Source organism: Saccharospirillum salsuginis (assembly GCF_014651855.1).
GTDB classification, from domain to species: domain Bacteria; phylum Pseudomonadota; class Gammaproteobacteria; order Pseudomonadales; family Natronospirillaceae; genus Saccharospirillum; species Saccharospirillum salsuginis.
Window position 1 is genome coordinate 283,302 of sequence record NZ_BMXR01000002.1, and the last position, 13,424, is coordinate 296,725.

General features: G+C 60.1%; 13 protein-coding genes. 4 read left to right on the top strand and 9 right to left on the bottom strand.

Annotation, left to right across the window (positions count from 1 at the left end; all coding sequences use genetic code 11):
- Window positions 1-123 precede the first annotated feature (123 nt).
- From IE111_RS04420 to cdd, 4 genes are all read left to right on the top strand, one after another.
- Window positions 124-849 carry a response regulator gene (locus IE111_RS04420; RefSeq protein WP_189607292.1) on the top strand — a complete coding sequence of 242 codons (726 nt, stop codon included), beginning with the start codon at window positions 124-126 and terminating at the stop codon, window positions 847-849.
- A 2-nt stretch (window positions 850-851) separates the two neighbouring features.
- A complete protein-coding gene (locus IE111_RS04425; protein WP_189607293.1) occupies window positions 852-2,294 on the top strand; it encodes an ATP-binding protein in 1,443 nt (480 codons plus the stop codon).
- Between the two features lie 133 nt (window positions 2,295-2,427).
- Window positions 2,428-3,144, top strand: coding sequence for a purine-nucleoside phosphorylase (gene deoD, locus IE111_RS04430; protein WP_189607294.1), 717 nt, complete (start codon window positions 2,428-2,430; stop codon window positions 3,142-3,144).
- Window positions 3,141-3,557 (top strand): cytidine deaminase, encoded by a 417-nt coding sequence (gene cdd, locus IE111_RS04435; protein ID WP_189607295.1) that lies wholly within the window; start codon window positions 3,141-3,143, stop codon window positions 3,555-3,557. Before deoD ends, cdd begins: the two co-directional genes overlap by 4 nt.
- 381 nt (window positions 3,558-3,938) lie before the next feature.
- Here the strand turns inward: cdd and IE111_RS04440 are convergent, their stop codons facing one another.
- The 9 genes from IE111_RS04440 to argS form a co-directional block, all read right to left on the bottom strand.
- Window positions 3,939-4,685 carry a TrmB family transcriptional regulator gene (locus IE111_RS04440; protein ID WP_189607296.1) on the bottom strand — a complete coding sequence of 249 codons (747 nt, stop codon included), beginning with the start codon at window positions 4,683-4,685 and terminating at the stop codon, window positions 3,939-3,941.
- Between the two features lie 2 nt (window positions 4,686-4,687).
- Window positions 4,688-5,425 (bottom strand): ferredoxin reductase domain-containing protein, encoded by a 738-nt coding sequence (locus tag IE111_RS04445; protein ID WP_189607297.1) that lies wholly within the window; start codon window positions 5,423-5,425, stop codon window positions 4,688-4,690.
- Window positions 5,426-5,721: 296 nt separating this feature from the next.
- Window positions 5,722-6,138 carry a hypothetical protein gene (locus IE111_RS04450; protein WP_189607298.1) on the bottom strand — a complete coding sequence of 139 codons (417 nt, stop codon included), beginning with the start codon at window positions 6,136-6,138 and terminating at the stop codon, window positions 5,722-5,724.
- Window positions 6,139-6,239: 101 nt separating this feature from the next.
- Complete coding sequence (gene ubiD, locus IE111_RS04455; RefSeq protein WP_189607620.1) at window positions 6,240-7,703, bottom strand: 4-hydroxy-3-polyprenylbenzoate decarboxylase; 1,464 nt, start codon at window positions 7,701-7,703, stop codon at window positions 6,240-6,242.
- Between the two features lie 588 nt (window positions 7,704-8,291).
- On the bottom strand, window positions 8,292-8,672 hold the full coding sequence (locus tag IE111_RS04460; RefSeq protein ID WP_189607299.1) for a gamma-butyrobetaine hydroxylase family protein: 381 nt from the start codon (window positions 8,670-8,672) through the stop codon (window positions 8,292-8,294).
- A gap of 24 nt (window positions 8,673-8,696) precedes the next feature.
- Window positions 8,697-10,040, bottom strand: a complete 1,344-nt coding sequence (gene hslU, locus IE111_RS04465) for an ATP-dependent protease ATPase subunit HslU (RefSeq protein ID WP_189607300.1) — start codon at window positions 10,038-10,040, stop codon at window positions 8,697-8,699.
- 10 nt (window positions 10,041-10,050) lie between these two features.
- Window positions 10,051-10,569 carry an ATP-dependent protease subunit HslV gene (gene hslV, locus IE111_RS04470; protein WP_189607301.1) on the bottom strand — a complete coding sequence of 173 codons (519 nt, stop codon included), beginning with the start codon at window positions 10,567-10,569 and terminating at the stop codon, window positions 10,051-10,053.
- A gap of 431 nt (window positions 10,570-11,000) precedes the next feature.
- Entirely contained in the window at window positions 11,001-11,633 is a 633-nt protein-coding gene (locus IE111_RS04475; protein WP_189607302.1) for an SPOR domain-containing protein, read from the bottom strand.
- Window position 11,634: 1 nt separating this feature from the next.
- The gene (argS, locus tag IE111_RS04480) at window positions 11,635-13,320 is read right to left on the bottom strand and encodes an arginine--tRNA ligase (RefSeq protein ID WP_189607303.1); all 1,686 of its coding nucleotides are present in this window, start codon (window positions 13,318-13,320) and stop codon (window positions 11,635-11,637) included.
- Window positions 13,321-13,424: the final 104 nt, after the last annotated feature.

Sequence of the window (13,424 nt, forward strand, 5' to 3'; positions counted from 1 at the left end):
CGGGCGGGCGTACTGCGTTATGACTGTTATACTTTGTTACAAAGCGGACACCCGGCTCGGGGTACACTTTGGCGGCCGGTCAGACCGGACTTCTCATGCAGTAATCGAAATAATGGATCAGAGATGCAGTCAGAACAACAAAAGCGCATCCTGGTTGTGGATGACGACGAAGACATCCGTGACCTGTTGAAAGAATATCTGGAAAAAAACGGCTTTGCCGTCTCCAGCGCCGCCGATGGTCAGCAAATGCACCAACTCTGGCCCGCGCAACGGTTCGACCTGATGGTGCTGGACATCATGATGCCCGGCGACGACGGTTTCACCCTGTGCAAGGAGGTGCGCGCCAAATCCAAGGTGCCCATCATCATGCTGACCGCCGGCTCCGACGAGACCGATCGTATTATCGGTCTGGAGCTGGGCGCGGACGACTATGTCGGCAAACCCTTCAATCCGCGCGAGTTGTTGGCCCGAATCAAGGCCGTGCTGCGGCGCTACGAAGACGGTGGCGAACGCCATGCGCTGGACAGTGCCCATAAAATCCGCTTCGGCGATTGGCACCTTGACCTGACCAACCGCGAGCTGACCGACCCGGACGGCGATGTTCAATCCCTGAACGGTGCGGATTTCAACTTGTTGCAGCTGTTTCTCTCCCGGCCGGGTGAAGTGCTCAGTCGTGACGATTTGAGCCATCATCTGCGCGGCCGTGATTCCTCGCCATTCGATCGTTCCATCGATGTCCAGATCAGCCGACTGCGCAGCCGGTTACACGATGACGGCAAGTCCCCCCAGCTGATCAAGACCGTGCGCGGGGCCGGCTACATCCTGACGGTGCCGGTGGTTACCGACTGACCATGCGCTTCCGGTTCTCATCGCTTTATAGCCGGTTGCTGGTGCTGATGGTGTTGGGGTTGATCAGCGCCTTTACCATCAGCAACTACGTCTGGCTGTATTTTCTGGAGTTGCAGCGCCAGGAGCAGGGCGAGTCCATGGCGCGGGATCTGGCGTTTTCCATGGGGTCGACCATGGAGTTCATTCGCGCTTACCCACGCGATTACCGACACATCATCATCAATCAGCTGCGGGATATGGGCGGCTCCCGGTTTCTGGTATCGATCAATGATGAATTCATCGATGTAGAGCCCATACGCAATTCAGCGGCGAAACAGCGCTTTCTGACCGACTTCAACCAAGCGGTCGAAGAAAAACTGGGTCAGCGTCTGGCCGACCTGCACGTCGAATTCGCCGATCCCCGATTCCTGAACGTCTACAAGAACGACATCCGTCTGGTCGATCTGCCGCCACGCTGGGCTCAGAACACGCTGATTCTGGAGCCCGATCCGCCACCGGTCATCGTCGCCCAGGTGCCGGTTGGAGAGACCGAATGGTTGTACCTCGCCGGTTTACTGCCCGACCCCTATTTCCTGAGCGAAACCGAATACCTCGACAAAGGGCAATTGCTGTTCCTGGCGACGCTGATGATCATCCTGGTCGCCATCCTCTGGGTGGTGGTGCGCTGGCTGACCCGACCGCTCAGCAATCTGTCCTCGGCCGCCCGCCAATTGGGGACGGACATCCATCTGGCTCCGCTGGACGAGACAGGGACCCGGGAAGTGAAAGAGACCGCACGGGCTTTCAACCTGATGCAGGAGCGGGTGCTGCGCTTCGTCGATGACCGGGAACGGATGTTTTCGGCCATCTCGCACGATCTGAAAACGCCCATCACTCGCCTGCGTTTACGGGCCGAAATGATGGAGGATGATTCGTCGGTCAAGACCAAGATGATCAAGGATCTGGAAGAGCTCGAAGGCATGGTCAAGGGCGCCCTCGACCTGGGGCGCAGTACCGACGTTCACGAGGCAACCCATCCGATCGACATCAACCAGATGGTGCAAACCCTGAAAGACGACCTGGACCTGATCGGTTACGACCTGCAGATTCAGGGAAGGGCGCAGCGGCCCTTTTTCGGTAAACCGCTGGCGCTGAAACGCTGTCTGTCGAACCTGGTCCACAACGCCGCCTTTTACGGGACCCATGTCCGGCTCGATGTCGTCGACAGCCGCCAGGAACTGAAGATCTATGTCGTCGACAACGGTCCCGGCATACCCGAGAACCAGTTAAGCAAGGTGTTCGAACCCTATGTGCGACTGGAGATTTCGCGCAACCGCAACACCGGCGGCGCGGGCCTGGGCTTGAGCATCGCCCGTAACATCGCTCATGCCCACGGCGGCCAGCTCAAGCTGCGCAACCGCATTGGCGGCGGCCTGGAGGCCGCGGTGCTGCTGCCGAGACGTTGAACGCGTCTGTTCCGTTCACACGCAAACCGGTTATCCTCCCCTCCCTCAACAGTATTCACGGTGCTTGGCTTGGCTGTCGAGATTCGCTATAGTGCCAAAACTTGAACGATTGGTCAGAAATTAAGAGGTGCTCATGCCCACTCCCCATATCAACGCCCAGACGGGCGACTTCGCCAAGACCGTCCTGATGCCGGGTGACCCGCTGCGGGCCCAGTTCATCGCCGAGAATTTTCTCGACGACGTTCGTCAGGTGACCGACGTGCGCAACATGTTCGGCTTCACCGGTACCTACCAGGGCAAGCCGATTTCCATCATGGGGTCGGGCATGGGTGTTCCTTCCATGTCCATCTACGCCAAGGAACTGATCACCGACTACGGCGTCCGCAACCTCATCCGTGTTGGCACCTGCGGCGCCATCTCCCAGGACATCCAGCTGCGTGACGTCATCATCGCCATGGGCGCCAGCACCGATTCGGGCGTCAACCGCCTTCGCCTCAATGGCTACGACTTCGCCGCCCTGGCCGACTTCGGCCTGCTGGAAAAATCCGTCGCCTCGGCCCGCAAAGCCGGCATCGACGTGCGCGTCGGCAACATCTTCACGTCCGACCTGTTCTACTCTCCGGACACGACGCTGATGTCCACTCTCGAGAAAATGGGCGTTCTCGCCGTCGACATGGAAGCGGCCGGCCTCTACGGTGTCGCCGCCGAATTCGGTGCCAAGGCGTTGACCGTGCTGACCGTTAGCGACCACATCACCCGGGGTGAAGCCACCACCTCCGACGAGCGCCAGACGACGTTCAATGACATGATCCGGCTTACGCTGGATGCGACCCTGGATCTGGACGAATGACCACGCTCGACCCCAAACTGAAGGCGGCGGCCCGGACGGTGGCCGCCCACGCCTATGTGCCCTACAGCGACTTCCCGGTCGGCGCGGCATTGAAGACGGCCGACGGCCGGGTGTTCACCGGCTGCAACGTCGAGAACCGCTCTTACCCGCTGGGCATGTGCGGCGAACGCAACGCCATCGGCGCCGCTGCGGCCGCTGGTGTCCGCCCCGGTGAGATCCGCGAACTGGTGATCTACATGCCCGGCGACCGCTTGTTTTCGCCCTGCGGCGGCTGTCGCCAGGTCATCGCCGAGTTCCTGCCCGCCGATGCGCGTGTCTGGGCGACGAACGATGGCGTGTCGTTCAAAGAGTGGACGGCTGAAGAGCTGCTGCCTGACGGGTTCAGTTTTGATGGCCTGGAGCCTTCCGTTTGACCCTGGCTAATTGTCCTATTGTGCCAGGGGCTGGGATGGAGGTAGTAGTCTTCGGGGTCGCCGTGAATACGTCCATGTAGGCTTGGCGGCCGCATCCCTGCGGCCGACATCCCCGAAAACCACTACCCCCACCCCAGCCTGAACGATCCGTGGCTCGATACTAAAGAAGACTTTCTATCCTTTCGTCCGACTGAATTTGGCGAGAGGCCTCTCTCGGTTTTTCTTTCGCTTTCGATTACCTAGTGGAAGTATCCATTGCTTTGTGAAGTTCCATCGATGTTTTGGAATGTGAATAGTGCGGTGGCACGGGCCTATGTCACCCAAGGCGTCTAAGCAAGATACAACCCAGGCACAAAATAGCCCATTGGCAGCGTTTTGAGACTAGAGAGTCTCCCACAGAGTATTGAAAATGACCTGTTGGGTGTTGGCGATGGTGGGAGAGTTGATGACCACCGCCGTTGGCAGGTCGCCGTGGCTCAGGGAGATCATCGCCAACTTCGGGGGATAGATGGCGATGTAGCTGCCGGCGCGGTCGCTGGATTTTTCGTTGATCCATTTGCGGTCCGCCAACGGCGCTTCTTCGCCACCCTCGCCGATCGCGATGACCTTCACGTTGATGCCCAGCTTTACCCGTTGGCGGGTGTAGTTCGGAAAGGGGCGGTACAGGTATTTCCGGATCGCCTTGGCGGAGTAGATGCAGTAACTGCGTGTTTCCTGCTCGCTCACCGTCGACAAAATGTCTTTCAGTACCAGTTCGATGCCGTCGTCGCCCTCGTAGTAGTGGACATCCGCATTACCGGTCGCCGGCCTCAGGTGACTCAGTTCCGGTATCACCTTGTCGTCCAGCAATTCCATCGCCTCGGTGACCTGCTGCTGGTGATTCAGCGCCAATTCTTTCAATCGTTGTGGTGGTTCGGCGCTGAAGTGGCGTCGCTTGCCCTTGGGGAAATAGCTGACCACGCCTTTTTGCTGCATGCGTTTCAGCAGTTCGTGGGTCGTTCCCCGGTTGATGCCGGCGCGGTCGGCGATGTCGCGAATCGAAGCCGGGCCGGATTGAAGCAGAGCCAGGTAGATGCGGGTTTCACGGGGTTCGAGTCCGAAGATTTTCAGCACTTCCGCGGTGTTCATGGTCAGACTCCTTGTTTTTGTTGTTCCGAGGCGGGCCGGGGGGCGTAGTGGAAGACGTCGCTGAGCATGGCGTTCGGTCGCAGCCCTTCGGCGCACAGGGCGTCGTAGACGGTGTAGACCATGGCCGGGGAGCCGCAGCAGATGGCCTGGCAGCGGTCCAGGTCGCTGTGATCGCCGAGGATGCTGTGCACCAGCATCTGGTGTTTGTCTTCCCAGTGGCTGTGTTCGGAGATCAGTGCGGACATGTGCAGGTTGTCGTGCTGGTCGGCCCAGGCTTCGGCTTTTTGCAGCATGTAGAGCTGGCTGAGGCGGTAGCCGGACCAGTACAGGTGGATTTGGCGCTGGCTGTTGTGGCCCATCAGGTCTTCGGCGATGGATTTGACTTGGCTGAAACCGGTGCCCGAGGCGATCAGTAATAGCGGGCCGGCCTCGTCGGGCAATGTGGTGAGCCGGGTGTCGCCGGCGGCCGGGGCGAGCTGGACGGCGTCGGCGTTTTTAAGCCAGTCGATCAGGGCGTCCGCCTGGGGCGTGCCAGACTGGATGTGCAGTTCGATGCAGGGGCTGTCGGGGGCGGAGGCGATGGTGTAGTAGAGGTCGTTGAAGCCCTGGATCTTGAGTTCGGTATGTTGGCCGGCTTCGAAAGGGTAGGGTTCGAGGGGTTTGAGTTGGACCAGCCAGACGCCGCCGCTGAGTTTTTTGAGGTCGTGCAGGGTGGCGGTGGTCAGGGCGTGCTCGGTCACGGAAACTCTCCGGTTGGTTTATGTCAATGGACATTATACACAGTGAGTTTCCGATGGGGCCATGGGGTGGTCGGTTTTGGGCGTTCCGGGGTTGTTCTTGGTTTGTTGCCAGTAGTCTTGGGTGCCCGTGTTCCGTGCCAGAGACCGGCTATGCTCCTCCGGGGGCCGCTGTGAACCCATCCATGGGCGCTAAACATCGGCATCCATGCCTCAGATACCCCCTCCAGAGCATGGCCGATCTCTGGCACTCGAATCAGTGGTTACGAAGCTCGCAAGCGATCCAAAATCAGATTGGATCAAGCCGCGAGTTTTTCTGCCGTCGCAGGGTAATGGGGTTGTTCTTCCAGTACTTCGAACCCGACCGGTTGAGTGCCTTCGAAGGTGACCCGGATCCGTTCATTGGCGGCCAGTCCGTCGATTTGCGGCAGTGTGGCGGCGAGGACGGTTTGGACGTAGGCGTCGGCAACCTGGAATTCGACTTCGGACCGGGCGGCTTTGGGTTTTCGGTAGAGTTGCCACAGGTGGACGATGTCGATGAGGACGATAAAGCCGTTCAGGGCAGCGACGGGCCAGGCGCCGATCAGCAGGCCGTAGCTGGCGAAGGCGCCGGCGCCGACGAGGTTGATCCAGCGCAGTTTGTAGATGTCGGCCATCATGAGTGACACAGCGATGAGGACTGAGCCGAGGTAGCCGTAGATTTCCAACCAGTTCATGTGGTTGCTCCTATAAAAGTTGACTGATTGGTCAAGATTATAATGAAAGAAATCCGCTTTGTCAGCTGATGGAGATCAATAAAGGGTGTGGTTACCGGGGCTTAGAGCCCCAGTTCGGTCATCAGGCTGTCAACTCTGGCGGACACGTCGGGGTCTTTGATGATGGGGCGTCCCCATTCGCGGTCGGTTTCGCCGGGCCATTTGTTGGTGGCGTCGAGCCCCATTTTGGAGCCAAGGCCGGGGACGGGGCTGGCGAAGTCGAGGTAGTCGATGGGGGTGTTGTCGATCAGGACGGTGTCGCGCGTGGGGTCCATGCGTGTGGTGATGGCCCAGATGACGTCTTTCCAGTCGCGGGTGTTCACGTCGTCGTCGACGACGATCACGTATTTGGTGTACATGAATTGCCGCAGGAACGACCAGACGCCCATCATGACGCGTTTGGCGTGGCCGGCGTAGCGCTTTTTCATGCTGACGATGGCCATGCGGTAGGAGCAGCCTTCGGGCGGCAGATAGAAGTCGACGATTTCAGGGAACTGCTTCTGCAGAATCGGTACGAAGACTTCGTTCAGTGCGACGCCGAGTACGGCTGGCTCATCCGGCGGACGACCGGTGTAGGTGGAGTGGTAGATCGGGTTTTCCCGATGAGTGATGCGTTCGACGGTGAAGACCGGGAAGGTTTCGACTTCGTTGTAGTACCCGGTGTGGTCGCCATAGGGACCTTCGTCGGCGGTCTCACCCGGGTGCAGGTAGCCTTCGAGTACGATTTCGGCGCTGGCCGGGACCATCAGGTCGTGCGTCTTGCATTTGACCAGTTCGGTGCGGCTGTCACGCAATAGGCCGGCAAAGGCGTATTCGGACAGTGTATCCGGAACCGGGGTCACGGCGCCCAGAATGGTCGCCGGGTCGGCACCCAGGGCGACGGCGATCGGGAAGGGCTCGCCCGGTTTTTCCTGCTGCCAGGCCTGGAAGTCCAACGCGCCACCGCGATGCGCGAGCCAGCGCATGATCAACTTGTTGCGGCCAATGACCTGTTGGCGGTAAATGCCGAGGTTGGTGCGGCCGCCGTTCGGTCCCTGGGTGATGACCAGCGGCCAGGTGATCAGGGGTGCCGCGTCCCCGGGCCAGCAGGTCCAGACCGGCAATGTGCCCAGGTCCACGTCGGGGCCCTCAAAGACGACTTCCTGACAGGGGGCGTTGCGGACGGTTTTTGGGGCCATGGACATGACTTTTTTTACCAGAGGCAGCTTGCCCCAGGCGTCCTTCAGGCCTTTCGGCGGATCGGGTTCCTTGAGGTAGGCCAGCATACGACCGATTTCACGCAGATCTTCGAGTGAGTCCGCGCCCATGCCCTGGGCGACGCGTTCGGGAGTACCGAACAGGTTGCCGAGCACGGGCATGGAGTAGCCGGTCGGGTTTTCGAACAGCAGGGCGGGGCCTTCCTGTCGCAGCACCCGGTCGCAGAGGTCGGTCATTTCGAGGTGGGGATCGACGGATTGTTGAATCCGTTTAAGCTGGCCTCGCTGTTCCAGGCCGTCCAGAAAGTCACGCAGGTCTCGGTATTTCATCATCCGCAGGCCGATTGAATAGACCGGGCAATGCTAAAGCATCCGGGGGTAAAGCCCAAATGGTCCGTGGTTGATTGGGTTGTTGTGCTTGTGGCCCGTGTTCGGGAACCGGGATACTCTTCCAGGGGCCGCTGTGAATCCATCCATGGACGCTTAGCCTCGCCATCCATGGCTCTGATGCCCCTTCCAAAGTATCCCGATCCCCGACCACTACCTTTGGAGCCATCCACTCCCATACAGGCGCTCAAGGTTTTATTTTGAATGAAATCTCAAGTCAGATAAGGCTAAGGGTTGTAATCCGACAAATACAAACCAGGGCAATGAATAAGGTAGGGAAGTAGGGATGGATTGTTGGATTACGCTCTTCGAGCTAATCCAACCTACGTTAAAAGGTATGGTGTAGGTGGCACTGAATCGAGCGGCGGATGCCGGGTGATGCCATCAGGGGATGTCGGCCGCATGGATGCGGCCGCCAAGCCTACATGGACGTATTCACGGCGACCCCTGAGGGCATTACCCGGCAGCCGCCGCTGACCAATGGCAACAATGCCAACCCAGCCACCAAAACGCCTAGCCACTGAAGCAAACCTACAACTGTCGGGCCTTGATAAACAGAGGCTCCCGACTTTGTCCGGCTTCCTCGAGTCGTTTGAGGTAGCGCTCCCAGTAGGCGTCTTTCTCGTCGCCCAGGGTACGCAAGTAGCCCCAGTCGTAGAGGCCCGAGTCGTGGCCGTCGTCGAAGACGATCTTCAGGGCGTAACGTCCGACCGGTTCCAGCTTCAGGACGGCGACGTCCTTTTTACCCAACTGGAGAACCTCCTGTCCGACTCCATGGCCCCGAACCTCCGCCGAGGGGGAGTGGACGCGCAGGAACTCCGCGCTGAGGCGGTGTTCGGTGCCGTCCGGCCAGATCAGGTGCAACTCGGCATCTTCGCGTCGGTATTTGATCGACTTCGGGGCCTGGGTCATGGTGTACGCTCCTGTCAAGCCGGGTTAGAGGATGAAGCGGCTGAGGTCTTCATCCTGAGCCAGTTCGCCCAGGAATTGATTCACGTAAGCGGCATCGATGGTCTGGCTTTGACCGCTCAATTCGCTGGCGCGGAAGGAAAGATCCTCGAACAGACGCTCCATGATGGTGTGCAGGCGACGGGCGCCGATGTTTTCGGTGCTCTCGTTGACCTGGTAAGCCGTCTTGGCGAGGGCGTCGATGGCATCCTCGGTGAATTCGACGGTCATGCCTTCGGCGCCCATCAGGGCTTTGTACTGATCGGTGATGCAGTAGTCGGGCTCGGTGAGGATGCGCTTGAAATCGTCCGGGGTCAGGGCATCCAGTTCGACACGAATCGGTAATCGGCCCTGCAGCTCCGGGATGAGGTCGCTGGGTTTGGAGAAGTGGAAGGCGCCGCTGCCGATGAACAGGATGTGGTCGGTGCGGACCATACCGTATTTGGTGGAGACGGTGCTGCCTTCGATCAGCGGCAACAGGTCGCGCTGGACGCCTTCGCGGCTGACTTCACCGCCGGTGCGCTGGTCGCTCTTGGCGATCTTGTCGATTTCGTCGAGGAAGACGATGCCGTTCTGTTCCACCGATTTAACGGCTTTTTGCTTCAACTCTTCCTCGTTGACCAGCTTGACGGCTTCTTCGTCGACCAATTGCTTGTAGGCGTCCTTCACCTTGAGCTTGCGCTTTTTGGTCTTGCGCTGCCCACCCATGTTGGAAAACATGTTTTGCAACTGGCTGGTCATCTCCTCCATGCCGGGAGGCGCCATGATTTCGACGCCCATGTTGGGCTCGGCGATCTCGATCTCGATTTCCTTGTCGTCCAGTTCACCCTCGCGCAACTTTTTACGGAAGATCTGGCGGGTGCTGCTGTCGGTTTTGGGCTTGTCGTCGCTGGCATCGCCGTAGTGGCTGTCGCGCGCTGGCGGCAGCAGGATGTCGAGGATGCGATCCTCGGCGGCGTCCTCGGCACGTGGGCGGGCGCGCTGCATTTCCTGTTCGCGCAGCATCTTGATGCCGGTTTCGACCAGATCGCGCACGATGCTTTCAACGTCCCGGCCGACGTAGCCGACCTCGGTGAACTTGGTGGCTTCGATCTTGATGAAGGGGGCGTTGGCCAATTTGGCCAGGCGACGGGCGATTTCGGTTTTACCGACGCCGGTCGGACCGATCATCAGGATGTTTTTCGGGGTGATTTCGTCGCGCAGCGTCTCGTCGAGCTGCATACGGCGCCAGCGATTGCGCAGGGCAATGGCAACGGCGCGTTTGGCCTTGTCCTGGCCGATGATGAATTTGTCCAGTTCATGGACGATTTCACGGGGAGTCATGGTCGACATCACAGACCTCTCACAGGGATTCGTATACGGCGTTGTGGTTGGTGAAGACGCAGATGTCGGCCGCGATGTCCAGGGCGCGACGGGCGATGTCTTCGGCGTTCATCTCGGTGTTCTCGGACAGGGCTCGGGCGGCGGCCAGGGCGAAGTTGCCGCCGGAGCCGATGGCGACGATGCCGTGTTCGGGCTCGACGACGTCGCCGGTGCCGGAGATGACCAGGGTGCTTTCTTTGTCGGCGACGATGAGCATGGCTTCCAGGCGTCGCAGGGCGCGGTCGCTGCGCCATTCTTTGGCGAGTTCGACGGCGGCGCGGGTGAGGTGGCCGCTGTGTTGCTGCAGGTGCCCTTCGAATTTCTCGAACAGGGTGAAGGCGTCCGCAGTGCCGCCTGCGAAGCCGGCGATGACCTTTTCGTGATAGAGCCGACGGACTTTGCGGGCGTTGCCTTTCATGACGGTGTTACCCAGGGAGACTTGACCGTCGCCGCCGATAACGACCTGGTCGTCGCGGCGCACAGATACGATGGTTGTCATGTGGTGTTGTGTTCCTTTGTTGGCTTCACTCGCCTAGATGGGGACGGGGTGGGGAATTCAAAGGCGAAGCTGGTTGGGAGGTTACTTTTGGCTTGGGTGCCAGTGGTTGGCTGGGTAGGTGCCAGTGGTCCGCACCCGGAGGAGGGGTAGCCCTGCCGAGGGCCGTCGTGAACCCATCCATGGGGACTTAGCCTCGGCATCCATGCCTCGGATATCCCTCGGCAGGGCCACCCCTCCGCCGGGCGCTCGGATCCGTGGTTACATAACCAACGACATTCCTTTCTACTAAGCGTCTCGGAGGTAGGCTTGTTTGGCGTGGGGACCGGGCGGTAGTCATCGTGTGAAATTCGTGAATCAGGACATCGTAGGAGCGCACGCTGTGCGCGACCTCGATCCGAGACTCCTCAACCAACGATTGCCATGGATGGCGATCAATCCAACGACCGAACCATCACCTCATGATTCAACCCCACCAGAATATCCTGAGCCTTGTTCAATCTCGATCGGTTCTCGAACGGGCCGACCATGACGCGGTGGTAGGTGCCGCGATCACCCAGTTCGACGGTGGCGAGGTGGGTTTCGGTGAGGCCGTTGATGATGAGTTCGGCGCGCAGGCGGTCGGCGTCGGCGACCTGGCTGAAGGAGGCGACCTGGATGATCCAGCGTTTGCCGCCTTCGGGCACGGTGGTTTTGGGGGCGTCGGTGCCGGGTTGGTCGGCGCCGGGAGTTTTGGGCTCGGGCAGGATGACGGGGACTTCGTCGTCTTTGAGCAGTTTGTAGAACTCAAAGGCCTGTTCGAGGCTGCGGGTGGTGTCGTCGCTGGTCTTGGGTTCGGTATTTTGCTCCGGCTTGGGCTCGGATTGGGTTTTGGGTTGCTGCGTGAGGTTCTGGACTTCTTTACGAACAGCGTCGGCCCCGGATGATCCATCCGAGGGAATCTGAGTCAGGTAGTAGAGGAACCCGACGAAGGCGACGGCGGTCAGGGTGGTGAACACCCAGACCCAGCCGGGTACTCGGCTGCGCTCGGGTTCCGGTTGTCGTTTGCTGGCGAAGTCCCGGGCCATGTTACATCTGCTCCGGAGCGCCGACGCCGAGCAGGTCGAGGCCGTTGGCGAGGACTTGCCTGATGGCGGCGGACAGGGCAAGGCGGCCCATCATGACGGAGGGGTCGTCGACCAGGATGCGGTGGTTGTTGTAGTAGCCGTGGAAGATGGACGCCAGTTCCTTGAGGTAGGTGGCGATCACGGCGGGTTCGAGTGTCTGGCCAGCGTGTTGGACAACCTCGGGGTAGCGACGCAGCTGGGTGACCAGTTCGCGTTCATCGTCCAGTTCCAGTTCGCCGAGGGCGGCGACGCCGGAGGTGGTGATGTTGTCCAGGTCGTCCTGACTGGCTTTGCCAAGTACGGCGCAGATCCGGGCGTGGGCGTACTGGATGTAGTAGACCGGGTTGTCGTTGCTCTGACTGCGGGCCAGGTCGATGTCGAAGGTCAACTGGGAGTCGGCCCGGCGTGAGACTAGGAAGTAGCGGGTGGCGTCGCGGCCGACTTCGTCGATCAGGTCTCGCAGGGTGACGTAGCTGCCGGCGCGCTTGGAGAGTTTGACTTCTTCGCCGCCTTTGGTGACCAGGACCATCTGGTGCAGTACATAGTCCGGGTAGCCTTCGGGAATGCCTTCGTTCAGGGCCTGCAGGCCGGCGCGGACACGCGTGACGGTGCTGTGGTGGTCGGCGCCCTGTTCGTTGATAACGCGCTTGAAGCCGCGCTCGAATTTGTCTTTGTGGTAGGCGACGTCCGGCAGGAAGTAGGTGTAGTTGCCGTCCTTCTTGCGCATGACGCGGTCTTTGTCGTCGCCGAATTCGGTGGTTTTCAGCCAGAGTGCGCCGTCTTTTTCGTAGGTATGACCGTTGTCGATCAGTTGCTGGACGGTGGCCTCGACCTTGCCCTCGGTGTACAGCGAGGATTCGAGGAAGAAGACGTCGAATTCGACGCCGAAGGCTTTGAGGTCCAAATCCTGTTCGCGGCGCAGATAGGCGACGGCGAAGTGACGGATGGCCTCGAGGTCATCCGGGTCGCCCGAACCTGTAACGTGCTGGTCGTCGGCGTCGATGGTGTCTTTGGCCTTGTAGCTGTTGGCGACGTCGATGATGTATTCACCCCGGTAGCCGTCTTCCGGCCAACTCGGGTCGTCCGGTGTCAGGCCTTTTACGCGGGCCTGGACGGACAGGGCCAGGTTGTTGATCTGGGCACCTGCGTCGTTGTAGTAGAACTCGCGGGTGACGTTCCAACCGTTGGCGTCCATGACGCGGCACAGGGAATCGCCGACAGCGGCGCCCCGGCCGTGTCCGACGTGCAGGGGGCCGGTGGGGTTGGCGGAGACGAACTCGACCTGGACTTTTTCGCCCTGGCCGCTGGTGTTGCGGCCGAAGTCGTACCCTTGCTCCAAGATGTCGCCGACGATTTCGGCGACGGAGTCGCTGGCCAGGAAGAAGTTGATGAAACCGGGGCCGGCGATCTCGACCTTGCTGATCAGGGTGTTATCCGGCAGGGATTCGATGATCGCTTCGGCCAGGTCGCGCGGTTTTTGGCCGCAGGGCTTGGCCAGGGTCAGCGCCAGGTTGCTGGCCAGGTCGCCGTGGGTTTTGTCTCGGGTGTTGTCGACCATGATGCGCACGGGGTGGTCGCCCGGAATCGTGCCTTTGGCCTTCAACTGATCGACGGCTTGACCCAGTAACTCGGCAACCTGTTCTTTCATCGGTGTTGGAACTCCGTAGGTGAGTGCTGACCGACCGGGCGGTCGGTGATGTGTTCTGTGAGGTGCGCATTATCCACGAATAGGGCTTTGGGCTCCACCTTGCT

Excerpts from the sequence above, each read along its gene's own strand:
- IE111_RS04420 (WP_189607292.1), top strand. The coding sequence starts at position 124 with ATGCAGTCAGAACAACAAAAGCGCATCCTGGTTGTGGATGACGACGAA.
- IE111_RS04425 (WP_189607293.1), top strand. The coding sequence starts at position 852 with ATGCGCTTCCGGTTCTCATCGCTTTATAGCCGGTTGCTGGTGCTGATG.
- deoD (WP_189607294.1), top strand. The coding sequence starts at position 2,428 with ATGCCCACTCCCCATATCAACGCCCAGACGGGCGACTTCGCCAAGACC.
- cdd (WP_189607295.1), top strand. The coding sequence starts at position 3,141 with ATGACCACGCTCGACCCCAAACTGAAGGCGGCGGCCCGGACGGTGGCC.
- IE111_RS04440 (WP_189607296.1), bottom strand. The coding sequence starts at position 4,685 with ATGAACACCGCGGAAGTGCTGAAAATCTTCGGACTCGAACCCCGTGAA.
- IE111_RS04450 (WP_189607298.1), bottom strand. The coding sequence starts at position 6,138 with ATGAACTGGTTGGAAATCTACGGCTACCTCGGCTCAGTCCTCATCGCT.
- ubiD (WP_189607620.1), bottom strand. The coding sequence starts at position 7,703 with ATGAAATACCGAGACCTGCGTGACTTTCTGGACGGCCTGGAACAGCGA.
- IE111_RS04460 (WP_189607299.1), bottom strand. The coding sequence starts at position 8,672 with ATGACCCAGGCCCCGAAGTCGATCAAATACCGACGCGAAGATGCCGAG.
- hslU (WP_189607300.1), bottom strand. The coding sequence starts at position 10,040 with ATGTCGACCATGACTCCCCGTGAAATCGTCCATGAACTGGACAAATTC.
- hslV (WP_189607301.1), bottom strand. The coding sequence starts at position 10,569 with ATGACAACCATCGTATCTGTGCGCCGCGACGACCAGGTCGTTATCGGC.
- IE111_RS04475 (WP_189607302.1), bottom strand. The coding sequence starts at position 11,633 with ATGGCCCGGGACTTCGCCAGCAAACGACAACCGGAACCCGAGCGCAGC.
- argS (WP_189607303.1), bottom strand. The coding sequence starts at position 13,320 with ATGAAAGAACAGGTTGCCGAGTTACTGGGTCAAGCCGTCGATCAGTTG.